Raw genomic sequence first — 24,101 nt, 5'->3', positions numbered from 1 at the left:
CACAATGTTTGTTTACAACATCAAGCTAAAGAAAAAGGGTTCTGAAAAAGAACCCTTGCCATTAGATATTAATTCTAATATACGTAATATACTCACCTAATTCAACCTTGGAATTAAGTCGCTACACAAACTTCACCTTGACATATTCCAGAAACTGGCACCCCACGCTCATAATTCACTGTCATACAAGCTGAACCCTGAACACAAGGACAACCAGGTCTAATCTGCCCCTCGTATAAGTCACAATTAGGATCATAATGTGTTATGGCTATTCCTCCTACGACATGTTTTTGTTCTGATTTACTAAGCAATTTTCCCAAACTTAACAACGATTTTTTCATAAGTACTAATTTTAAAATAATGAAGCCTTGAACATTTTATGACACTCAAGGTTTGTGTCAGTGATTTATCCCGTCATTTTTAAAGATCAAATTCAGAATGTTTTCAATGCAGGGACTGTAGAGATCATTAAATTCTACTTCGCTAATTAAGAAGAAAGTTTCTTTAATTTCGTGCCAAAAGAAGATACGGCACCTTTTTATGCGTTAAATTAAATTTACCTCGTAAAAGTTTATCGGGCTTACATCTAAAAAATAAATGTTTCTTAAATTAAGCAATAAGAACTCTGCAACCTACGACTGTTATCTTCGTCTTATTAAACAAACCAAGCTTTACACATACCAATCATCAACTATATCTTTTATGGATTTCACTCTTCACTTAGGTATACTCGCAAACATTCTATTACTTTATATTTTATGGAAAAATGGACTAAAAGAATTTCATTTTAAAATACTCTTTATCATTTTTTCCTGGATTCTATTAACCCAAATTTCGTTTTTCGGCTTTATCAATAAGAGTCGTATGATCTTTTTTTCGGCTTTTCTATTTCAAGATACAATCCCTATTAGTATTGGCCCAATTCTTTTTCTATATGTAAAATCCATTTTCTTTTCGAGTAAAAATGTTATTAAGAAAAACTACAAACACATTCTTATACCAGTATTATATCTCCTTTTTGCAAGTATCCCTAAATTAATTTGTTTGATTAAGAGTCCTGACACTTTTGGTCATTTACGGGTAGGCTTAGAGAACTTATGGGCTCTAAGTAATATCAATTCCTTATTATACTGCATCGTTACCTTAAAACTACTCAACAGGGCAAAAAAAATAGTAAAGCTTTATTATGCGAACATAGACTCTGCAGATTTAAATTGGTTACAGAATTTCTTGTATGGCACTATCATTATCATCGGCATAGATATATCCATTACCCTATTTGAAGTTTTATATGGTGATATCAATTCTGCAGTTGGGATCATTGCGATTTTTGTTGTTTTTTTGATTGTATATCTGGCATATAAAGGAATTTCTCAAACCAGAGTGTTACTACCGGAGTTTTTATTAAAAGAAGGAAAGACTCAGAAAAAGGGTGAACAAGAAGTCAATCCCACTACAAATCCTAAAAAACAGATTTATGATCCAAAAGAGATGCATTTATTGCAGAAAAATCTTGAAGATCTAATTTATAACACCAAGTTGTACCTAAATCCTGAGTTATCCCTAAAGTCTATTGCTAAAGAACTACTTATATCAGAAAAAAAACTTTCGTATTTATTAAATCAACATATGAAAGTGAGTTTCTACGATTATATCAATTATTTCAGGGTTGAGGAAGTAAAGCAAAAAATATTAGACCCATCCTATGCCCAGTATACTTTATTAGGGATTGCCCTAGAATGTGGATTTAATTCAAAAACTAGCTTTAACAGAACGTTTCAAAGATTTGAAGGAGTTACACCGTCAAATTTCAAAAAAAATCAAGCTATTGCATAAATTCATATTGCTTAGTACTAAATCATAGTTTATTCAAAATTCTATTCCTACGCATCAATCTTATGTAAGAAATATGCTTTTAAATAGAAGTAAAAATCGGATCTAAATCCAGTTAAGTTATTTTATTATTTTAAAGCTTTCAAAACCCACACTTTTCTTTAAATTTGCTGCTTTAACGCGAAAGGGATAGCAGCGGCATCCTTTTTTAATCCGTGCTCTGAGCGAAGTCGAAGAGTAGGGATTAAAAAAGATATAGCGGATAGCCCGACCATTTTGTAAAAATGGGATCGCTCAAAAATAGAATCATGTTAGTAGTACAGGACATCATAGCAAATAAAGAGGAGTATATCAAAGCGTTGACAAAAAGAAGTTTTGACGCTGCTCCTATTCTCGAAAAAGTAATTCATCTGGATGAAGAAAGACGTGCTACTCAGGCAAAACTGGATAACACGCTTGCCGACTCCAATAAATTATCAAAAGAAATCGGGATGCTATTTAAAAATGGCGAAGCCCAAAAAGCTGCTATTTTAAAAGAAAAAACAAGTCAACTAAAAGAGAGTTCTAAAAGTTTATCTGCCAGATTAACAGAAATACAAGAAGAGCTTAAAGAATTGTTGTATACTATTCCTAACGTTCCGCATGCTTCTGTTCCTGACGGACAAAGTGATGAAGATAATGAAGAAGTATTTAGAGAAGGAGATATTCCTGTTCTAGAAGATGGTGCTTTACCACATTGGGAATTAGCAAAAAAATACGATATCATCGATTTTGAGCTTGGTGTAAAAATTTCTGGTGCAGGATTCCCTGTTTATAAAGGAAAAGGTGCCAAACTACAACGTGCATTAATTAGTTATTTTCTGGATAAAAATACCGAAGCAGGCTATACCGAGTATCAGGTTCCACATTTAGTGAATGAGGCTTCCGGTTATGGAACAGGGCAGTTACCTGATAAAGAAGGACAAATGTATCACATTACTGCAGATGACCTGTATTTGATTCCTACTGCAGAAGTGCCGGTAACGAATATGTTTAGAGATGATTTAGTAAATGAAAGTGATCTACCCATTTGTTGTACAGGATATACTCCTTGTTTTAGAAGAGAAGCCGGTTCTTATGGAGCACATGTGCGTGGATTAAATCGTTTACACCAATTTGATAAAGTAGAAATCGTACGTATCGAAAAACCTGAAAATTCATACGAAGCCCTAGACGGAATGGTGGATCATGTAAAAGAGATTCTTAAAGAATTAAAGTTACCATACCGTATCTTACGTCTTTGTGGAGGTGATATTGGGTTTACTTCTGCACTCACTTACGATTTTGAAGTGTTTTCTACAGCTCAGGATCGCTGGTTAGAGATCAGCTCTGTTTCTAATTTTGAATCTTATCAGGCTAATCGCCTTAAATTACGATACAAAGATACTAACGGTAAAAATCAACTGGCTCATACGCTTAATGGAAGTTCGCTTGCATTACCAAGAGTGCTTGCGGGTATTTTAGAAAACTATCAAACTCCAAACGGTATCAAAATTCCGGATGTTTTGGTTCCTTACTGTGGATTCGAGTACATTGACTAATCTGACTACTTCTAATCGAAGTAAATATCCTCGGGGTAAACCCACAAGGCATTCAAAGGAAAATAATCTTTAAAATTTCGAAGCAAGCTTCAAGGTATTAGACCTAAGATCCCGCTAAAAAAGCGGGATTAACCTGCCGGCCGTCCACCAGGCAGGCAGGTTCGTCTATTTATTTTGAATACGCTGCTTCGCAACTTTTCATCCGCCACGGCGGATCACTAATAAAAACAAAGAAGCACTTGTCATTCTGGCGTAGGCCAGAATCCAAAATAACATTATAATGTTTAAAGAAGATTGCCTTGTTTAACATTCTTCATAACAGAATATCAAAGTGCATTTTGCTATATTTACAAAAAAACTTGCAGAATGCGCTTTATCTTTCTTTATATAGCTTTTCTTTTTGCTATACCAATGTTTGGTCAATCTGAGCAGTTGGCTAAAAATTATATGCAACAAGGTCAATATGAAAAAGCACTTTCTGTATATCAAAAGTTATATACCAAAAACTCTAATCGTATCAACTATCTTTTAGGACTTGTAGAATCGTATCAGCAACTGGAACAATTTGACAAGGCCGAGGAAATTTTACAGAAACGAATAGAAAAGAGTCCTAATAATTCACAGCTACTCGTAGAACTCGGACATCATTTTGAAGTTCAGGGAGATGCTACTAAGGCAAAGACATATTATGATAAAGCAGTTAGAAATTTTAATCATAATAACGTAAATGCTGCTTATACACTAGCCCAGACATTTGAAAAGTATAACCTGCTTGATCAGGCAGCTATAATTTATGAAAAAGGAATGGCGTCGAATCCCGGTGCTAATTTTAATGTTCAACTTGCTAAAATATACGGCGAACAAGGTAAGCTAGAGAAAATGTTTGATAGTTATCTGTCATTACTACAACTACAACCTAACTACAAGAATATTGTTCAAAGAAACTTCAATCAATATATCACAGATGATCCATTAAATGAAGCCAATGTAATTTTCAGAAAATTATTGATTAAAAAACTTCAGCAAAATCCCGACATTATTTTTAACGAGATGTTAAGCTGGCTTTTTGTACAGCAAAAGGATTTCAAAAAAGCTTTTATACAAGAAAAAGCAATTTACAAACGTAAAGATCAGGGTCTACAAGGTATTCTGGATCTTGCACGTATTGCTATTGGAGCTAAAGACATAAAATCTGCAACCTATATTTTGGATTATCTCTTAGAAACCCCAGCCGGAAACGATATCAAACTCAAAGCACATAAAATCATTTTAAAAGCCAAAACAGATCTTGCTGATAAAAAGGAGTATAAGAATATAAATGAACAATATGAAGCTATATTCGAAACCTACGGAAAATCAAGAGAAACCATTGGCCTCCAAATTGACTATGCACATTTCTTAGCTTTTAATCAAGATAGAAAAAAAGAAGCTATCAGTTTTCTTAAGCAGTTATTAAGTAGAGAAAAACTCTCTAGATTTCAATCCTCTCGTGCTAAAATGAAAATTGCAGACATTCTTGTGTTGGATCAAAAGTTCAACCAGGCGCTTATATATTATACTCAAGTACAAAATGCCTTAAAAAATAATTTCTTAGCTCAGGACGCAAGGTTTAAAGTGGCAAAAACCAGTTATTATAAAGGAGATTTTGCCTGGGCACAGACACAATTAGATGTTCTAAAATCATCCACTTCACAATTAATTGCTAATGACGCAATGGAGCTAAGTCTTATCATAAGTGATAATTCTTTGGAAGATTCTACGCAAACTGCACTAAAGATTTTTGCTAAAGGTGATTTACTGGCTTTCCAAAATAAAAATCTAGAAGCTATTGCTAAATATGAAGAAATTTTAGTTAATCACAAAGGCGAAAAAATTGAGGATGAAACATTTTTAAGACAAGCCAAATTATTCGAAAAAGAAAAAGAATTTGAAAAAGCAAAAGTCAACTATCTCAAAATTATAGAATTTTATCCTGATGACATTCTTGTAGATGATGCTTATTACTGGCTTGCAGAATTATATGTAAATGTTCTGGGAGAACCTGAAAAAGCTAAAGAGTTATACGAAAAATTGATCTTTAATCACGCAGATAGTATTTATTTTGTGGATGCCAGAAAAAAATATCGAACGCTGCGAGGTGACGCTATTAATTAGTTGAGAGTTGAGCAATCTATGCTTCTATTAATATATTGTAATTAAGAGAAAATATCTTCTCAAAAACATACCATAAAAACAGCGCTCATATTTCCTAAAAAATAAGTCGTTTACTCCTATCAGTTTAATTAGGATGATAACCATTATAATTTCGTTTCTTTGCATTATTCAAAACTATCAACAATACACTATAAATGTACATTTACAACGTTACCATCAACATAGAAGAAACCAAACATAATGAATGGTTAGATTGGATGAAAAACAAACACATTCCTGATATGTTAGCTACAGGAAAATTTAGTAGAGCCCTAATGAGCAAAGTACTGGTTGAAGAAGAAATGGGCGGTATCACTTATTCTGTGCAATATACTACGGATAGTAAAAGTACATTAGAACGTTATTATACAGAAGACGCAGAACGTCTTCGTTCAGAAACAAACAAGTTTGCAGGTCATTTTGTAGCGTTTAGAACTGAGCTGGAAATCATTAGTGAACAGCAATAAAATCAGCACGAATAAAAACACTTATAAATAGATGAAAAAATACCGCCCCACACTACTTTATATTATTAAGATTTTTGGTCTTGTAGTTGGTGCTGCATTTTGTGTTTTTATAATTAGTTTATTTACAAATATTATTTCTTTTTTTGTAGAAAGTTCTTTTTTTGAAAAAGTAATATTTATACTCTTAATCGCAGTGTTGGTTCTCGCAGCATTTCAAATAATAAGGTCTAACAACCCAACGATTATCCTCGATAACAATCACATGATGATAGGTCGACAAAAACTGAATTATGATCAAATAAAAAAGTTCTATCCTGCCAAAGGTGGTTCTGAACCTTACTTAGTAACTAAAGCCGGGCATAAAATTGACCTTGAAATTTCGTGGTTTGGAAAAAATGATCGTGCTGAAATAGAAAATATTATTTTAGAGAAGGTTCAATCACTTACAAAAAAACTATAGGATGTCCTCCAAATTCAAAAAAAACAAAAACGAATTATCACACCATAAAGGTTGGCAGGAAAAAACTGCCGTCCGAGCGAAAAAACATCTGGGTCAACATTTTCTTAAAGATGAAAACATTGCAAAAAAAATTGGAGATACACTTACACTCAACAACTATAGAAATGTAATCGAAATTGGTCCCGGAATGGGTGTGCTTACTAAATACATTCTACAAAAAGATGTGGATTTAATAGCTATGGATCTGGATACTGAATCTATTGAGTATCTAAATACCAGTTTTCCATTGGAACATCCGGAAATTAGAGAGGGCAAAGGAGTCTTTAAAGTAATCGAAGCCGACTTTCTTAAATATGATCTCGATTCACTATTTAATAACGAACCGTTTGCTATTACAGGAAATTTCCCATACAATATTTCATCACAGATTGTTTTTAAAACCTTAGAAAATCGGCAAAGAATACCAGAATTCACCGGAATGTTCCAGAAAGAGGTTGCCCAACGCATTTGTGAAAAACCAGGAAGCAAGACGTATGGTATTTTATCCGTGTTGACTCAGGCATTTTATGATGCAGAGTATTTATTTACAGTTCCTCCATCTGTTTTTAATCCTCCTCCCAAAGTAGATAGTGGTGTCTTGCGATTAATCCGAAAACCAATAGAAGTACTTCCCTGCGATGAGAAGTTCTTTTACAAAGTTGTTAAAACAGCATTTGGACAACGAAGAAAAACTCTAAGAAACAGCCTAAAAACTTTCCAGTTAAGTGATGAAATCAAAGAGCTGGATATTCTGACTAAGAGACCTGAGCAATTAAGTGTCGATCAGTTTATAGAACTCACATTACTTATCCAAAAATCGGTAAACTAATTTCATTTAACACCAATCTCAACTGCAATTGAATTCTTTGGTTATCTTTGTGAGCATTTGTAAAGAAATCCAAAAATAAGTATTCTATGTCATTCGAGATTTCCAATGAGCTTATCGACCAAGTGAAGCACCTCATTCAGGATGAAGGTGATACTCATTTGGAAGAAATGCTTGGTGAAATCCATTTTGCTGATATTGCCGAGATTATCGGAGAATTAAATCTATATCAAGCAACCTACCTTATTAAATTATTAGATAGCGAAAAGACCTCTGAGGCTCTTATGGAGTTAGAAGAGGATTTTAGAGAACGTATTTTAGAGAACTTATCTGTAAAAGAAATTGCAGAGGAGTTAGAAGAAATGGATACCGATGACGCTGCTGATATTATTGCAGAGCTTCCTGAAGATCGTGCAGAAGAAGTAATTGCAGAGATAGAAGACGAGAAACATGCCGAAGATATAAAGGAACTACTGTTGTATGAAGAAGATACCGCAGGAGGACTCATGGCAAAAGAACTCGTAAAGGTAAAAGAAACCTGGACAGTCGCAGGATGTGTTCGCGAAATGCGACGCCAGGCAGAAAAAGTTACCAGAGTACACTCCATTTATGTAGTTGATAAAGATGGAAGACTAAAAGGAAGATTATCCCTCAAGGATTTACTTACCGCTTCCGCCAAAGCATATATTAGTGATGTATACATCCCAAAAGTAGACTATGTAAATGTAGAAACTGAAGGTGAAGAAGTCGCCAGAATTATGCAAAAATATGACTTAGAAGCTATCCCTGTTGTAGATAATGAAACCGTTCTGGTTGGTCGCATCACGATTGATGACATGGTAGATTTCATAAAGGATGAAGCCGAAAAAGATTATCAGATGGCAGCGGGTATATCACAGGATGTAGAGGCTGATGATAATGTCTGGGAACTTACCAGAGCTCGATTGCCATGGTTAATCTTAGGGTTATTTGGAGGATTGGGGAGTGTCTTTATTATGCAGGATTTTGAGGATGTTATGACCAACCCAAGGATACGGGATTTATTTTTCTACACTCCACTTATTGCGGCGATGGCTGGTAATGTAGGAGTACAATCATCGGCAATTATTGTACAAGGTTTAGCCAATGATAACGTAAAAGGAAGTCTTCTAAAACGACTATTAAAGGAAATTGGACTTAGCTTAATCAATGGAGCTGCACTTGCCCTTTTGGTAATCCTATTTGGGCTCATTATGAATTATGAGATTTCTTTTAGTTTAACCATTGCAGCGGCATTGATGAGTGTTATTATTGTAGCTGCACTAATTGGCACCTTTGTACCAATAATTCTTGATAAAAGAGGTATCGATCCGGCGATTGCAACAGGCCCGTTTATTACTACCAGCAATGATATTTTTGGGATTTTCCTGTTCTTTTATATCGCCAAATTGATTCTTGATTTTTGATAAAAAAGCTAGCAAGAATATTTCATCTGTACACTTCTAATACTTTCAATTAGTATTGATATGGTTAAAATTTTTAGAAGTATTACCAACTTTTTTAGCACGCATATATCTGTGGACAAATAATAAATTTACCGCAATACGATGGGCTTGAGACACCACCACTACAAGAACATCCACACAAAGATAAATCTATACCCGCTTGTCCTTTAATCATACGTTGACTTTCTTGTGAGAGTATCGCAACTCTGTCGATTTTCAAAAGATTTGTTTTCATGGAATACATATTTTAAGTTAGTTTTTTAAATTTATAGCATCTCGTTATGGTTTAAAATGTTTTTACAAAATCATTTCGAGTATATTATCATAAATGAATTTAGCATAACTTCACAATGAACTCTGAAATATTCGAATCCTATATAACAGTCCCAAAGTCGGCAATTGATGATATGAATCATGTGAATAATGTTACCTATCTACAATGGGTACAGGATATTGCTAAAAAACATTGGGAAGCTAAAACTGATCAGGAAATAAGGGATACTTATGTTTGGGTAGTATTAAATCATTATATAGAATATCATCATCCTGCTTTGGAAAATGATGAACTAACCATTCAAACCTGGATTGATCATCATCACGGAGCAAAAAGTGAACGACATACAAAAATCATAAAGACTTCTACCCAAAAAGTTATCGTTACAGCCAAAACAATGTGGTGTTTGCTACATAAAGAAACGTTAAGACCTACTAGAATCAATCAAGAAATAAGTAACTTGTTTTCATCTATATAAAATTAGTGAATACGTAAAAAGCAAATTTGTTTATGCTTATTTCATAAATTAAGTTGAAAAACATGATAGCAATTAATATAAAGGATAAACTTTCAAAATTCGATAAACAATGGCATCCACATCGCATTGCAATGGTAGATGACAATCAAGTGTATCTGTCAAAAATATGCGGTGATTTTGTATGGCATAAACATGACCATGAGGATGAATTGTTTCAGGTAATAAAAGGAACTCTTTACATGAAATTCAGAGATAAAACCGTAAAGGTTGAAGCTGGCGAAATTATTGTCGTTCCAAAAGGTGTTGAACATTGTCCTTCTACGAAGAATAATGAGGAGGTACACCTTCTTTTATTTGAAAAAACAAGTACTAAACATACAGGAGAAATAGAAAACGAGAAAACAGTTACCAAGTACGTAGAAATATAGATTTCATTACCTTTTTCAATAGCTTTTTTAATGAGAAACGTAGTAAAATAGATATTATGAATTTAGACAGAAGATCATTTATTCGTAACATAGGGCTTGTAGCAGGGTATAGCCTTATTCCATCAATTAATTTATTTTCTAATACTTCTAATAAAAAACTGGGAGTTTGTCTGGTAGCATTAGGAAACTACAGTACCAACATACTAGCTCCAGCATTACAATTAACCAAATATTGCCGATTAACCGGTATCGTTACCGGCACTCCTTCTAAGATCCCGATTTGGCAAAAAAAATATAATATCCCTGATAACAATGTTTACAATTATGAGACTATGGATCGTATTGCAAATAATCCTGATATAGATATCGTTTACATTGTTTTACCTACAGGTTTACACGCTAAATATGCGATCAAAGCAGCCAATACCGGAAAACACGTTTGGTGTGAAAAACCAATGGCCAAAACTGAAAAAGAGTGTCTTTCTATTATAAATGCTTGTCAAAAAAACAAGGTAAAACTGTCCATTGGATACAGAATGCAACACGAACCCAATACACAGCAGGTCATACAATGGGCTACAACCAAACCATATGGAAATATCAATACAGTATATGCCGAAATTGGTTATAACGTAACAAATCCAGAAAAAAGCTGGAGACTGAACGCTAAATTAGGCGGTGGTACCATGTATGATTTAGGTGTGTATTCTCTAAATGCCGCGAGATATGCAACCAATGAGGAACCTATCTCTGTTACCGCAGAGCAAATGACTACCCGACCTCATATCTTTACTGAGACTGATGAGACCACACATTTTACATTAGAATTTCCTTCGGGAGCCATCGCCCATGGAAAAACCAGCGTTGGCAAGGATATGCATAGACTACGCATTGATGCAGATAAAGGGTGGTATCAGTTACAACCTTTCTCTATGTATTCTGGTGTACAAGGAAATACCAGTGATGGAAAATTACTTAATGTCTACATAGAAAATCAACAAGCCAAACAAATGGATGATGATGCGTTATCTATACTTAATAACACGAATCCCCTTGTTCCTGGTGAAGAAGGTATGAAAGATATCAGAATTGTCGAAGCTATCTACAAATCCGCCAAAGAAAATCGCAAAATCAGTTTGATCTGACTTTATATAATCAGGTTAAAACAAAGCACTGTATATTTTCAAATAACTTATAGTTCGTCCTTGCAGGATCGTATATCTTCATAAAAAATACGATAATCCGTAGTAGTTACTACATCTCCTTTTATACTAAGAGTAACTGTTCCATTTTTAGTGATTTCACTATAAGGAACTTGTTTTTTAGCATATCCTTTGTAAACAAATTCAAAATAACTCTCAGCTTTCATTTTACTAGGATTGATCAAGAAATCGTATAATCCATCCTTATCGGTATAAGCCTTCATACAAGTATTTTCGTCCACTACCAGCTTTACGGCTACATATTCCATTTTCTTTTTTCTCTTTCCAAGAACTTTACCTGTTAGTAATTCATCCTCGGTAATTGCCTGAATATCTTCACTTTCATTTAAAGGCTCTCCTTTTTGTTGAGACTTGCAAGAAGCAAGAAGGGTAATAACAAATAATGATAGTAAAATTGATCTCATAGTATCTAAATTTTGGGTGTTTGATGATGAAATGATATTGTTTTCCTATTTCTTGATCAATTTACAAAATAAAACTACTTGTTTCACATAACCAGTGGAGTGTTTTTTTATAATTCTACGACTCCTTATCCAATTGTAAGATAAAATTTAAAGCAAATAGCTATCATATTCACACTGATTAAAATAATAATCGTTCCATTTTCTACCTAAAAACAGGTATAAATACTATGGTTTTTACTGGTATTAATTTTATAGTTTTAATGCACTAAACAATTCGTTTCAAAATCCAAAATTATGGCTACTGCAACCGATACAAGTAAAACCACGGTCAAGACAACTAAAACAATTTCCCCTAAACCAGAAATTGTTCCGGGTATTTCTAAAGAGATTATTGATGAACTGAGCAAAGAGATAAACAATATGTTATCGTTTGCCGTATATAATGGCATTATTATTAATACTGAAGTAAATAGCCTCATTCAGAAAAGTTCTGTAGATGATCTCATCAATGCACATAATTTGTTATGTAAGAATATCGCTCCGGCGACTCCTAAATCTATTCATTATACAAAACAATTGAATCAACAAGGAAAGGGTAAAACCTTATTTGGCAAACTTCCTCTTGTTAGGAACTTAATCATATTAGCGCTCTTTTTTCTGGCAACATTTATTATATCCAGTTTATCTCCCGAAGTAAATGATGCTTCTCTGGATAAAGGAGTTTTAAATAATAATGGAATGTCGCTGCTACTAAACCTTAGTTTCTTAGCCTCTGTCTCAGGCTTAGGTGTGCTCTTCTATTTATTAAAAAGCGTTAGTACCTCAGCAAAAAACAGTACCCTAGTTCCAGAAGACACCATATACTATATCGCGATGATTATACTGGGTGTTATTGCAGGTTTAATTTCTTCAGAGATCATCTCATTTTACAGAACAGATCCAAACGATATCAATCTATTTAACAAAAGTGTATTAGCTCTTATTGGTGGATTTTCATCAGATGCTATCTTCAGCATTTTACAAGGTATTATTGATAGAATCAAAGCCATTTTCATTCCTTCAAGCTCAGCATCATGATTACAGAACAAAATTTTAAACAACTAATTCCGGATGTAAATTGGAATTATGCCAGTAAATATGTGTCTTTATTTGACACCATTTTACCCAAATACAATATCAATACTCCTTTAAGAAAAGCACATTTTCTGGCACAGGTCGCTCATGAAAGTGGTGGATTTAAGTTCGTAACAGAAAATCTTAACTATTCTGCAAAAGCACTATAGGGAGTTTTCAGAAAATACTTCCCTACTTTAGAAGATGCCACTACATATGCCAGAAAGCCCGAAAAAATAGCGAATAAGGTATATGCTAACAGAATGGGCAATGGAACAGAATCCAGTGGAGATGGATAGAAATACAAAGGAAGAGGCCTGATACAGTTAACCGGAAAATCAAACTATCAAGCTCTTTCTGACACTATCAAACAGGATTTTATATCAAATCCTGATAAGGTCTCTAACCCAGAATGGGCATTAACTTCTGCCTGCTGGTATTGGCAAAAAAGAAACGTCAATAAGTATGCGGATGCAGATGATATTCATATGGTCACTAAACTAATTAATGGTGGATACAACGGATTGCAAAACCGACAACATTTCTTAGAAGAGTTTAAAAAGCTTTATAAAATATAATTCTGAGTTTATAATCTTGTGACAGAAAATAATTCATCTTTTATTGAGTATTTTTGAAGTATTAATAGGATACTCCAATGAAAATACTTCACATAGATTCTAATCATCCACTATTATTGCAACAACTTAACGATTTAGGATTTGAAAACGAAGAAGATTACACTTCTACTAAATCTGAAGTTGAAGTAAAAATAAAAGAATATGATGGTGTTATCATCCGAAGTCGTTTTAAGATTGACAAAGATTTTCTAGATCAAGCAATAAACCTAAAGTTCATCGGTCGTGTTGGTGCAGGATTGGAAAGTATAGATGTCGAATATGCCGAAAAAAAAGGAATCAAGCTTTTCTCTGCTCCAGAAGGGAATCGCAATGCTGTGGGAGAACACGCACTGGGCATGATATTGTCTTTATTTAACAAACTAAACACAGCAGACCAACAAGTAAGAAATGGTCGATGGAATCGTGAACAAAACAGAGGTATAGAACTTGATCTAAAAACTGTTGGCATCATCGGTTATGGTAATATGGGAAAAGCTTTTGCTCGCAAATTAAGAGGTTTTGATGTAGAAGTGATCTGTTATGATATAAAACCAGATATAAAGAATAGCGACGCTACACAGGTAACAATAGATGAACTTTTCGAGAAAACAGATGTCCTGAGTTTACACACGCCTTGGACACCGCTAACCGATAAAATGATTAATGCTAAGTTTATTAATAAATTCAAAAAACCTTTCTGGTTTATCAATACAGCAAGAGGAAATAGTGTGGTTACTAAAGATTTGGTAACAGCGCTAAAATCCGGAAAAATTTTAGGTGCCGGATTAGACGTTTTAGAGTACGAAAAATCATCTTTTGAAAATCTATTTACTACTGAAAAAAATATCACATCGGGTTCTGTGGAGATGCCGGAACCCTTAAAAGAATTACTGCAAATGGATAATGTGATCTTAAGCCCTCATATTGCTGGTTGGACAGTAGAGTCTAAAGAAAAATTAGCACAAACTATTGTAGATAAAATTAAAGCTGAATTTTGCTAAAAGAAGTTTTTATATCACTTGTTTCTAAGTATTCTCAAGACAAAGAATATATCGATTCTTTATGGAATGAAGTCGTTAAAAACCACGGCAAGAAAAATCGACACTATCATAACCTATCCCATCTGGAAAACTTATACAGCAATTTACTTGCTGTAAAAAAAGAAATTTTGGACTGGGATATCGTATTGTTTGCACTGTTTTATCACGATTATATCTACAACGCATTAAAACAAGACAATGAAGAGCGAAGTGCTCAAAAAGCCATTAAGATTTTTAGTTCATTATCTATCGATCCCGATAGAATTGAACTTTGTAAAAAAATGATTTTGGCTACAAAGGGACATCAGGTTTCTAAAAGCAACGACATTAATTATTTTACAGACGCAGATCTTTCTATTCTAGGAAGTAGTTGGACGGTGTATGAGACCTATTACAAAAATGTAAAAAAAGAATACAAATACTATCCAGATTTCATGTACAACAAAGGCCGGGTAAACGTATTGAAACACTTCATTAATATGCCAAGGATTTTTAAAACAGATTATTTCTACAGTAAGTTTGAAAAGCAGGCCAAAAATAACCTTCAACAAGAGATAGGTTTACTTTCTTAATAAATTACTTGATAATTCTAAAGTCTGAGTTCGATTCATCTGATTCACGTCAATTTGAGTGAAATTCTGTTAAGAATCTTGTATCGAAAATCTGCCTACCTGTCGGATGGCAGTCGGGCAAACAGTTCAACATCAAAAACCTATTCTTGACACCCTCCAGAGGCGGACAGGCACTTTTCCTTCGTCAAAGCACTCTAATTGACGTTTGTGAAATACAACTAATATTAATCAAACTCAGGTTATATGATATTACACTTCAGTTTTATTACATTTATATCGTGAAGAAAACCATACTCATCTTCGGAGCTATCGTTGTAGCATTACTTGTGCTTTTTCAGTTAAGTAAGTATAGCCTTATTTCTGGTAACACTTCTATAGAATTTATCATTGCAGGAATAGCGATCGTCTTTTTTGTAATTGGTGTCATCATTAATAAAAAAGTACTGCATCAAAACAAGAGTATTTCTAAAGAAATTGACCACGACAAAATAGAAGCCTTAGGCTTAAGTAAACGCGAATATGAAGTGTTATGTGAAATTGCTTCAGGGTTATCCAACAAAGAGATTGCAGAAAGGCTTTTTGTATCAGAAAGTACTATAAAAACTCATGTTTCTAATATATTGGTTAAACTAGATGCGAAACGCCGAACACAAGCTATACAAATTGCAAAAGAACTTAGAATTATACCATTTTAGAAGATTTTCATACTTTAGTATGAGTCCTTTTTTGACCTTCAACCCTACTTTTGACCTAAACCATTAAATAAATCACAAATGAAAAATACAGTTGTACGTTTCGGGATATACGGAGCAATTACCATATGCGTATTATTTTTATTGAGCTTGACTCTTGGTAAAAACCTTTCCTATTCCATACAAGAAGTTATTGGGTATACAAGTATGGTAGTCTCTTTACTTTTTGTCTTCTTTGGTATAAAACATTATAGAGATAAAGAAAATAACGGAGTCGTATCTTTTGGAAAAGCACTAGCCATTGGCGTATTAATTTCTTTATTTGCTGCCTTGGCATTTGGACTCCTAGATATTATTTACATAAAATATATCAATCCTGATTTTACTGCAGAATATTACGGGCATATGGTAGAACAGATGCGCAGTTCTCTTTCTGAAGCAGAATTTAAGGTAAAGTTAGAAGAATTAGAAGCCCAAAAAGAAATGTTCTCCAGTCCACTGATGAACTTTTTATTAATGTCCGCAACCGTACTCATCATAGGATTCATAATTTCGCTAATTTCTGGGCTTATTCTACAAAGAAAGCCATCAACCAATAATTAAAAACCAACAGTATGCAATACAAAGCAACTACACCAGATGAATATATAGAGGCCATACCAGAAGAGCGTAAGGAACCTATGAGAAATCTTCGAAAGGTACTTTTGGATAACTTACCTAAAGGTTTTTCTGAAGAAATCAATTATGGAATGATCGGTTACGTAGTTCCACACGAACTATATCCCGACGGATATCATTGTGATCCTAAATTACCGCTACCATTTATGAACATAGCTTCGCAAAAGAATTTTATTGCTGTGTATCATGCAGGAATTTATGCCGATAAAGACTTGATGGAATGGTTTGTAGGTGAATACCATAAATATGTAAAAACAAAGTTGGATATGGGTAAAAGCTGTGTCCGTTTTAAAAAAATCGATCAAATCCCGCTAAAATTAATCGGTGAATTAGCAACAAAGCTTTCTGTAGAAGCCTGGATCGAGATGTATGAAACCAATATCAAAAAGAAATAATAAAAATTTTATAGATGAAAAGAGTAACTGGACTAGGAGGATTTTTTTTCAAAACAAAAGATCCAAAAACAACAAAAGCATGGTATGGCAAACACTTAGGGCTACCAGTAGATGACTACGGATGTACTTTCTGGTGGAAAGATAAAGAAGGAAATGATTGTTCTACGCAATGGAGCCCGTTTAAAGAAGATACTAACTATTTTTCACCAAGTAAGAAAGAATTTATGATGAACTTTAGAGTTGAAAATCTAGTAGAACTCTTAAAAGATTTAAAAGAAGAGGGAGTCACAGTCGTTGGTGAAATAGAAGAATATGATTACGGAAAATTTGGGTGGATCATAGACCCCGAAGGTAATAAGATTGAATTATGGGAACCCATAGATAAAGCATTTTTATAGTTAGTTGATCAAATACAAAAACAAAAAATAAGTGATTTTGAAAATATTTACAAGAAAACTTCCGCATTTTAAATCCAAAAGGAAAAGATGGCAATAGTGTTTATCTGGTACAAAAAAACCTGTTAAGCTCAATAGACCAACAGGTTTATTCATCGCGACTTGGGGAGGTTGCGATTCATTAACAACAAAAAATCACATAACAAAAATTAACTTTTTTGTTAAAACAAAAATACTTTTTTTGCTAAATACATACAGTTAGAAATCAATTCGATTGTAGGTTTAACTGATTTCTGTAGACGATTTATACGCTTTTTCATAATAGGGCAATGTGTGAGGGTTAAAATTTAATTATTTATTTTAAAAGAGCACATTTAAGTGTACTTCTTCATAGGGACTGCTAATATGCAAAATATTTCTCAAATCAACGTTTAAATACCATAAAAATCGATAAAATACTCAAAATTTTAACATTTGTAAAGGTTTTGCCTTTATTTATGGGTTAAAGTAAAGGTTTAGGTGAGTGAAAACAACAAAGGAAAAGTAGTTTTTTTCCTACAAATATTGATATTTGATCTACTATATAAGATAACGTATCCTTTTCTGATTTATTATTCGTTGTCGTATATTAAATAATCGTTTACCTGTAAATAGAATTTGATCAAATCAATCTAAAACCATTTCTGGTACATTTCCTTCAATGATAAGCTTTCCTTCTGTCGCATTTTTTATGTCTTCTACACTTACTCCAGGAGCTCTTTCTAACAACCTAAATCCATCTTCAATAATTTCAAGAACAGCCATATTGGTTACCACCTTCTTCACACAGTTTACGCCCGTTAGTGGCAAAGAACATCTTTTTAAGAGTTTTGATGCCCCTGCCCTATTAGTATGCATCATCGCTACAATGATATTTTCTGCACTGGCAACAAGGTCCATAGCACCTCCCATTCCTTTCACCATTTTACCAGGAATTTTCCAGTTTGCGATATCTCCGTTCTCTGCAACTTCCATAGCCCCAAGAATGGTTAAGTCTACATGTTGACCGCGAATCATATTAAAACTGATAGCAGAATCAAAGAAAGAAGCTCCGGGCATTGTCGTAATAGTTTGTTTTCCAGCGTTAATGATATCTGCATCCTCTTCTCCTTCGTATGGAAATGGCCCCATACCCAAAACACCATTCTCACTTTGAAATTCTACTTCTATTCCTTTAGGGATATAATTTGCTACCAATGTCGGGATGCCGATCCCCAGATTTACAAAATATCCATCTTCAAGCTCTTTGGCTATACGTCTTGCTATTCCATTTTTGTCAAGCATAATTATCTTCTTCTAATTTTGCACAAATTCATCTCAAGCTAGTTGTGAAATGCATTTATAATATCGTTTGCTTTTTAAACTGCTTCTGCAGTTATGTATCAGTTTTGAACTATCTCTTCCGAACGGTTCGCTGTTCAATTCTTTTTTCATATTTCTCCCCTTGAAAAATTCTTTGTACAAAAATCCCAGGAATATGAATGTGATCAGGATCTAAGCTTCCGGCAGGAACCAATTCTTCCACTTCTGCTACAGTAATTTTAGCAGCTCCGCACATACAGGGATTAAAATTTCTTGCAGTACCTTTAAAAATCAAGTTTCCAGCCTCATCACCTTTCCAGGCTTTTACAAATGCAAAATCTGCTTTAAAGGCTTTTTCCAGTATATACATTTTACCATTAAATTCTCTCGTTTCTTTTCCTTCTGCAACCTCAGTACCATAACCCGCTGGTGTATAAAAAGCGGGGAAGCCTCCTTGCGCAGCTCTGCATCGTTCTGCCAATGTACCCTGAGGAATAAGCTCTACATCTAACTCTCCGCTTAGCATCTGCCGTTCGAATTCATCATTCTCGCCAACGTAAGAAGAAACCATTTTTTTAATTTGTTTTTGTTGAAGTAAAAGTCCTAAACCAAAATCGTCAACGCCTGCATTGTTAGAAATACAAGTCAATCCTTTGATGTTTTTCTTTACGAGTTCTGCAATTGCATTTTCTGGTATTCCGCATAGTCCGAAACCTCCAAGCATAAAAGTCATATCATCTTTTACTCCTTCTGTAGCTTCCTCAACTCCAGCCACCGTTTTACGAATCATAGTGTTCAATTTTTAGCAGTTTAAAAGTACTAAAAAAATAGTACTAAAACGTTTGAACACTCATAGTTTTAGAAATTTTTAATGATATTTAATAGAAGTGTCAAAAACCCAATTCATCATCTGCATCACTGTCTTTTTCCTGGGTCTCACAATTTAACTCAATCGTAAGGTTTTCTGGTTTCTTAAATTCAGATTTTGAAACATTTAAGCTTGGATCGCTATAACATTTCTTCATATATAATGCCCAAATCGGAAGTGCCATAGTAGCACCTGCTCCATTGGTTATGGATTCAAACCTTATTGACCTATTATCGCCTCCCACCCAAACTCCGGTGCATAAATTAGGCACTATCCCCATAAACCAACCATCACTCTGGTTTTGTGTAGTTCCGGTTTTTCCGGCTATTGGATTTGTAAATTCATAAGGATGACCGGTGACCACATTTTTATAGACATATTGATCAGAAGCTTTAGTTCTCAGTCTTTTACCAGATCCTGTCTGTGTAACACCTTCCATCAAATTAAGTGTTATATATGCAGATTCTTTATTAATTACATCTCTTCTTTCAGGAAAATTATCATACAGTAGTGTTCCATTCTTGTCCTTAATATGAGAAATAATAAATGGCTTACTATATACTCCTTCATTAGCAAAGGTACTGTATGCTCCTACCATTTCGGATAGCTTAAGATTTTCGGTTCCCAAGCATATAGACGCCACGGTATCTATATCGGATTGAATGCCTAGTTTCTTGGCTAAATTAATGATAGGCTCTGGCCCTATTCTATCCATTAGCCGTGCTGAAACAGTATTTACAGATGCCGCTAGTGCGTCCTTAAGGGTTACAGACCCTACATAATTTCCATCTGTATTCGTTGGTGTCCAATCTTTGCCGGATACTCCGTGCTTTCCAACAGGTATAGTGACTTTTTCTCTTGGTATTTTATAACAGGGTGAATATTTTAATTGATCAATAGCAGTGGCATATACAAATGGTTTAAATGTTGATCCCACTTGGCGAGTTCCCTGATTTACGTGATCATATTTAAAATATTTATAGTCAATACCTCCAACCCACGCTTTCACTTCTCCAGTTTGAGGCACCATAGACATCAGTCCGGTATGCAAAAAACTCTTATAGTATAAAATAGAATCTCTAGGCGTCATTAACGTATCAATCACTCCGTTCCAAGAAAACACTTTCATCTTTGTTTTCTTATCAAAAGAGGCTAGAATTTCTTTTTCGTTTTTGCCCTGATCAAGCATTTTTTTTCTTCTAGGTGAAGTTCTGATGGCTCGATTTATAATTTCATCCAACTGCTCACTAGAAATCCCTCTAAATGGTGAAGTCTTATTATTAGTTTCTTGTTTATTAAATTCTTTTTGAAGATTCTTCATATGTTCAGAAACGGCCTCTTCTGCATATTTTTGCATACGAGAATCCACAGTAACGAAAATTTTAAGTCCATCTCTGTAGATATCGTGAAATTCTAATTCACCTTCTTCATTTTTTCCTTTAGGATTAGCCTTAATCCAATCTTCAGCCCATTTTTTTACTTGTCTCCTAAAATAAGTCGCATTACCTTCAGAATATCCTTCTGCTTTATAGTTTAATATCAAAGGCATTTTTTGCAGACTATCTTTTTCCCGAATCGTTAAATACCCATACTTTGCCATTTGACTCAACACTGTATTTCTTCGCCTCGTGGCACTTTCTAGTCTTGTCTTTGGATTATATATAGTTGCACTTTTGAGCATTCCTATGAGAACAGCTGCTTCTTCTATGGTTAAGTCTATAGGCTTTTTATCAAAGTAAATTCTTGATGCAGATCCTATACCAATAGCTTGTCTTGCAAAGTCATACTTATTTAAATACATAACTATAATCTCATTCTTGGTATACTGTCTTTCCAAGCGAGCCGCAATTACCCATTCCCTAATTTTCTGGGTGTATTTATCTATATTCTTGGATCTCAGACCAATGAAAAGTAATCTTGCTAATTGTTGAGTGATCGTACTCGCTCCTCCCCTTCTGCCAAGAGAAGTAAAAGCTCTAAGCGTACCTCTTGCATCAACTCCAGAGTGTTCATAAAAGCGTACATCTTCTGTAGCGATTAATGCATTAACAAGATGCGGTGGCAAATCATCATATACTATTGGAGTTCTATTCTCATTTGGCCTAAAAATAGTACCCAGTTGTACTCCATCTGATGATATAATCTGAGCGGCTAAATCATTTCTCGGATTTTCTAAATCCTCGAATGTTGGCATCTTACCCAAAGCACCCCAACCAGCCAAAAGAAATAAAAGAACTACAAATAGTATAGCCGAAACGAAAAAAACCCAGAAATATCTAACATATTTCTGTGGACTACTATAGACAGGTTCTTTATTGCTATTCTCTTTGAAAACTGATTGTTCCATTTTAGTTTAATGGACTATTTACTAAAGACCAAATTCGTCTTCGATAGGGTCTTCTACTTTAATGTTTTTCTTAAACTCTTTACAATCCACTTCTATCGTTAGATTCTCAGGTTTTTTGAAAGCATCTTTAGAAACTTTAAGCGTTTTATCTGCATAACACTTCCTCATATACAACGCCCATATTGGCAGCGCCATTGTAGCTCCTTGCCCATATTTAACAGAACTAAAATGAGTGGCACGATCATCACCACCTACCCAAACACCTGTACACAGATTAGGGACTATGCCCATAAACCAACCATCACTTTGATTTTGTGTTGTACCTGTTTTGCCAGCTATTGGATTAGTAAATTCATACGGATATCCTGTAACCACATTTTTATAGTCATATCTATTAGAAGGTCCGGTTCTAAGACGCAAACCAGATCCTGATTGGGTAACTCCTTCTAACAAGTTAAGCGTTACATAAGCAGCTTCTTTACTTATTACATCTCGCGTTTCAGGTTCAAACTGGTATAGTGTAGTTCCGTTTTTATCTTCAATGCTAGTAATCATAACGGGTTTGTTATAAATACCTTCATTAGCAAATGTGCTATAGGCGCCTACCATTTCTGACAACTTGAGATCTACCGATCCTAATGCTATCGAAGCAACCTCGATAACTTCAGATTCTACTCCTGATTTTTTTGCTAGCCTTACTATAGGTTCAGGTCCGATGCGGTCCATTAAGCGAGCAGAAATTGTATTCACGGACTTTGCTAGCGCTTCTTTTAGGCTCAAATATCCAGTATATTTTGCATCACTATTCTTTGGAGTCCAGTCTTCCATAACACCATGAGAACCGGCAGGAATTGTAATCTGCGACATTGGTAATGTATCACAAGGAGATAATTTAAGTTGATCAATCGCTGTTGCATACACAAAGGGTTTAAACGTGGAACCTACCTGTCTCGCTCCTTGATAGACGTGATCATACTGGAAATGTTTAATATCAACACCACCAACCCACGCCTTAACCTGACCCGTCTGTGGTTCCATGGACATCATACCTGATCTTAGAAATCCTTTATAGTATAAAATGGAATCTCTCGGGGTCATAATGGTATCTATATACCCTTTCCAGGAAAATATCTTCATCTCTGTCTTAACATCAAAAGATTTTAAAATCTCTTCTTCACTTTTGTTCTGAGATAACATTTCCTTTCTTCTGGCCGAACTCCTGATAGCCCTTTTAACAATCCCTTCAACTTCTTGCTTCGTTAAATCTCTAAATGGTGCCGTTTTGTTCTTCTGCTCCTGTTTGTCAAACTCTTTTTGTAGGTTGGACATGTGTTCCTGGACAGCTTCTTCAGCATATTTCTGCATTCTGGAATCAATGGTCACATTAATCCTTAATCCGTCTCTATAAATATTATAAAACAGTGTATTTCCATCCTCATCTTCTCCTTTTGGATTCTTTTTCACCCAGTCACCCATCCAACTTCTTACATACTCTCTGAAATATGTAGCAATCCCATCAGAATGTCCTTCTGGTGCATAATCTAGTTTTAATGGTAGTTGTTGTAAACTATCTTTCTGTTGAGTAGTTATAAATTCATACTTCGCCATCTGAGATAACACCACATCTCGTCTGTTTTTTACCAATTCTGGTCTTCTCAAAGGGTTAAAAAGCGAAGAGTTCTTTAACATACCTACTAACACAGCTGCCTCTTCTTTTTTAAGGTCTTTAGGAGTTTTGTTAAAATAAATACGTGAAGCAGAACTAATACCAATTGCCTGATTAAGGAAATCATACTTGTTTAAGTACATAGCCATGATCTCATCTTTGGTATATTGTCTCTCTAAACGAGCAGCAATTACCCATTCTTTTATTTTTTGGGTATAACGTTGCCAACCTCTGGATCTTTTTCCTGTAAAAAGAAGTTTCGCTAACTGTTGTGTGATCGTACTTGCTCCTCCTTTTTTACCTAAAAAAGCAAAAGCCCTGATGGTTCCTCTGGCATCGATTCCAGAATGCTTATAATAGCGGACATCTTCTGTTGCTACCAATGCATTTACTATGTCTGGAGATAAATCTTCAAAATTAACAGGAGTTCTGTTCTCTTTGAAAAAAGTTCCTATTTGCTTTCCATCCGAGGAAATAATCTGAGTTGCCAAATCATTTTGAGGATTTTCTAATTCATCAAAACCAGGCATTTCTCCAAAAGTTCCCCAGCTTGCTAGTAAAAATAGTAAGATCACCAAAAGTACTCCTGACGCAAAAGTGATCCAAAACCATTTTATGTATTTGATTACGTTTATCTGTGGGGTTCCTGATGTTTTTCTGGTTGATTTGGGTGTTGCTTTAGCCATAT

At 34.5% G+C, this 24,101-nt stretch carries 25 protein-coding genes and 1 pseudogene; 19 read left to right on the top strand and 7 right to left on the bottom strand.

The genetic code is table 11. The features are described 5' to 3' along the window. Window positions 1-113: 113 nt before the first annotated feature. The gene (locus ACFSR1_RS13815; RefSeq protein ID WP_378293450.1) at window positions 114-341 is read right to left on the bottom strand and encodes a hypothetical protein; all 228 of its coding nucleotides are present in this window, start codon (window positions 339-341) and stop codon (window positions 114-116) included. Window positions 342-1,044: 703 nt separating this feature from the next. Between ACFSR1_RS13815 and ACFSR1_RS13810 the strand changes: the two genes are divergently transcribed. The 7 genes from ACFSR1_RS13810 (at window position 1,045) to mgtE (ending at window position 8,843) form a co-directional block, all read left to right on the top strand. After that, a complete protein-coding gene (locus tag ACFSR1_RS13810; protein WP_378293449.1) occupies window positions 1,045-1,836 on the top strand; it encodes a helix-turn-helix domain-containing protein in 792 nt (263 codons plus the stop codon). Window positions 1,837-2,141: 305 nt separating this feature from the next. After that, window positions 2,142-3,413, top strand: coding sequence for a serine--tRNA ligase (gene serS / locus ACFSR1_RS13805; RefSeq protein WP_378293447.1), 1,272 nt, complete (start codon window positions 2,142-2,144; stop codon window positions 3,411-3,413). A 366-nt stretch (window positions 3,414-3,779) separates the two neighbouring features. Then, window positions 3,780-5,567: a tetratricopeptide repeat protein gene (locus tag ACFSR1_RS13800; protein ID WP_378293445.1), complete on the top strand. Its 1,788-nt coding sequence runs from the start codon at window positions 3,780-3,782 to the stop codon at window positions 5,565-5,567. A gap of 194 nt (window positions 5,568-5,761) precedes the next feature. Continuing rightward, window positions 5,762-6,073: a DUF4286 family protein gene (locus tag ACFSR1_RS13795; RefSeq protein WP_378293443.1), complete on the top strand. Its 312-nt coding sequence runs from the start codon at window positions 5,762-5,764 to the stop codon at window positions 6,071-6,073. A 31-nt stretch (window positions 6,074-6,104) separates the two neighbouring features. Continuing rightward, entirely contained in the window at window positions 6,105-6,533 is a 429-nt protein-coding gene (locus tag ACFSR1_RS13790; RefSeq protein ID WP_378293441.1) for a hypothetical protein, read from the top strand. A gap of 1 nt (window position 6,534) precedes the next feature. Continuing rightward, window positions 6,535-7,401, top strand: coding sequence for a 16S rRNA (adenine(1518)-N(6)/adenine(1519)-N(6))-dimethyltransferase RsmA (gene rsmA / locus ACFSR1_RS13785; protein ID WP_378293439.1), 867 nt, complete (start codon window positions 6,535-6,537; stop codon window positions 7,399-7,401). Window positions 7,402-7,487: 86 nt separating this feature from the next. Continuing rightward, window positions 7,488-8,843 carry a magnesium transporter gene (gene mgtE, locus ACFSR1_RS13780; RefSeq protein WP_378293437.1) on the top strand — a complete coding sequence of 452 codons (1,356 nt, stop codon included), beginning with the start codon at window positions 7,488-7,490 and terminating at the stop codon, window positions 8,841-8,843. Window positions 8,844-8,937: 94 nt separating this feature from the next. Here the strand turns inward: mgtE and ACFSR1_RS13775 are convergent, their stop codons facing one another. After that, window positions 8,938-9,117: a hypothetical protein gene (locus ACFSR1_RS13775; RefSeq protein WP_378293435.1), complete on the bottom strand. Its 180-nt coding sequence runs from the start codon at window positions 9,115-9,117 to the stop codon at window positions 8,938-8,940. Between the two features lie 115 nt (window positions 9,118-9,232). Here ACFSR1_RS13775 and ACFSR1_RS13770 point away from each other — a divergent pair, with 115 nt between their 5' ends. The 3 genes from ACFSR1_RS13770 (at window position 9,233) to ACFSR1_RS13760 (ending at window position 11,207) form a co-directional block, all read left to right on the top strand. Next, window positions 9,233-9,634, top strand: a complete 402-nt coding sequence (locus tag ACFSR1_RS13770) for an acyl-CoA thioesterase (RefSeq protein ID WP_378293433.1) — start codon at window positions 9,233-9,235, stop codon at window positions 9,632-9,634. A gap of 62 nt (window positions 9,635-9,696) precedes the next feature. Further along, window positions 9,697-10,062 (top strand): cupin domain-containing protein, encoded by a 366-nt coding sequence (locus tag ACFSR1_RS13765; RefSeq protein WP_378293431.1) that lies wholly within the window; start codon window positions 9,697-9,699, stop codon window positions 10,060-10,062. 56 nt (window positions 10,063-10,118) lie between these two features. Next, window positions 10,119-11,207 (top strand): Gfo/Idh/MocA family protein, encoded by a 1,089-nt coding sequence (locus tag ACFSR1_RS13760; RefSeq protein ID WP_378293429.1) that lies wholly within the window; start codon window positions 10,119-10,121, stop codon window positions 11,205-11,207. Between the two features lie 47 nt (window positions 11,208-11,254). On the opposite strand, the gene ACFSR1_RS13755 is transcribed toward ACFSR1_RS13760, so the two are convergent. After that, window positions 11,255-11,689, bottom strand: coding sequence for a hypothetical protein (locus ACFSR1_RS13755; protein ID WP_378293427.1), 435 nt, complete (start codon window positions 11,687-11,689; stop codon window positions 11,255-11,257). 294 nt (window positions 11,690-11,983) lie between these two features. On the opposite strand from ACFSR1_RS13755, the gene ACFSR1_RS13750 reads away from it, so the two are divergent. From ACFSR1_RS13750 to ACFSR1_RS13710, 9 genes and pseudogenes are all read left to right on the top strand, one after another. Then, window positions 11,984-12,766: a hypothetical protein gene (locus ACFSR1_RS13750; protein ID WP_378293425.1), complete on the top strand. Its 783-nt coding sequence runs from the start codon at window positions 11,984-11,986 to the stop codon at window positions 12,764-12,766. After that, window positions 12,763-12,972, top strand: a complete 210-nt coding sequence (locus tag ACFSR1_RS13745) for a hypothetical protein (protein WP_378293424.1) — start codon at window positions 12,763-12,765, stop codon at window positions 12,970-12,972. The genes ACFSR1_RS13750 and ACFSR1_RS13745 overlap by 4 nt, the downstream gene beginning before the upstream one ends. A gap of 141 nt (window positions 12,973-13,113) precedes the next feature. Beyond that, a pseudogene (locus ACFSR1_RS13740) lies at window positions 13,114-13,380 on the top strand (glycoside hydrolase family 19 protein); the annotation flags it as partial. A gap of 77 nt (window positions 13,381-13,457) precedes the next feature. Next, window positions 13,458-14,420 (top strand): 2-hydroxyacid dehydrogenase, encoded by a 963-nt coding sequence (locus ACFSR1_RS13735; protein ID WP_378293422.1) that lies wholly within the window; start codon window positions 13,458-13,460, stop codon window positions 14,418-14,420. Next, on the top strand, window positions 14,414-15,031 hold the full coding sequence (locus ACFSR1_RS13730) for an HD domain-containing protein (protein WP_378293420.1): 618 nt from the start codon (window positions 14,414-14,416) through the stop codon (window positions 15,029-15,031). The genes ACFSR1_RS13735 and ACFSR1_RS13730 overlap by 7 nt, the downstream gene beginning before the upstream one ends. A 278-nt stretch (window positions 15,032-15,309) precedes the next feature. Then, window positions 15,310-15,726, top strand: coding sequence for a response regulator transcription factor (locus tag ACFSR1_RS13725; RefSeq protein ID WP_378293418.1), 417 nt, complete (start codon window positions 15,310-15,312; stop codon window positions 15,724-15,726). A gap of 78 nt (window positions 15,727-15,804) precedes the next feature. After that, complete coding sequence (locus tag ACFSR1_RS13720) at window positions 15,805-16,326, top strand: DUF4199 domain-containing protein (protein ID WP_378293417.1); 522 nt, start codon at window positions 15,805-15,807, stop codon at window positions 16,324-16,326. Window positions 16,327-16,337: 11 nt separating this feature from the next. Next, entirely contained in the window at window positions 16,338-16,796 is a 459-nt protein-coding gene (locus ACFSR1_RS13715; protein ID WP_378293415.1) for a DUF1801 domain-containing protein, read from the top strand. A 14-nt stretch (window positions 16,797-16,810) separates the two neighbouring features. Then, window positions 16,811-17,194 (top strand): VOC family protein, encoded by a 384-nt coding sequence (locus ACFSR1_RS13710; protein WP_378293413.1) that lies wholly within the window; start codon window positions 16,811-16,813, stop codon window positions 17,192-17,194. 663 nt (window positions 17,195-17,857) lie between these two features. Here ACFSR1_RS13710 and ACFSR1_RS13705 read toward each other — a convergent pair. The 4 genes from ACFSR1_RS13705 to ACFSR1_RS13690 form a co-directional block, all read right to left on the bottom strand. Continuing rightward, window positions 17,858-18,514 carry a 3-oxoacid CoA-transferase subunit B gene (locus tag ACFSR1_RS13705; RefSeq protein WP_378293411.1) on the bottom strand — a complete coding sequence of 219 codons (657 nt, stop codon included), beginning with the start codon at window positions 18,512-18,514 and terminating at the stop codon, window positions 17,858-17,860. Window positions 18,515-18,623: 109 nt separating this feature from the next. After that, the gene (locus tag ACFSR1_RS13700; RefSeq protein WP_378293409.1) at window positions 18,624-19,322 is read right to left on the bottom strand and encodes a CoA transferase subunit A; all 699 of its coding nucleotides are present in this window, start codon (window positions 19,320-19,322) and stop codon (window positions 18,624-18,626) included. Window positions 19,323-19,422: 100 nt separating this feature from the next. Next, entirely contained in the window at window positions 19,423-21,747 is a 2,325-nt protein-coding gene (locus tag ACFSR1_RS13695; RefSeq protein WP_378293407.1) for a transglycosylase domain-containing protein, read from the bottom strand. A gap of 21 nt (window positions 21,748-21,768) precedes the next feature. Continuing rightward, on the bottom strand, window positions 21,769-24,099 hold the full coding sequence (locus tag ACFSR1_RS13690) for a penicillin-binding protein 1A (protein ID WP_378293405.1): 2,331 nt from the start codon (window positions 24,097-24,099) through the stop codon (window positions 21,769-21,771). Window positions 24,100-24,101 lie beyond the last annotated feature (2 nt).

It is taken from the genome of Aquimarina rubra (assembly GCF_042684305.1).
GTDB lineage: Bacteria > Bacteroidota > Bacteroidia > Flavobacteriales > Flavobacteriaceae > Aquimarina > Aquimarina rubra.
This window is presented reverse-complemented; position numbering and strand designations above follow the sequence as displayed.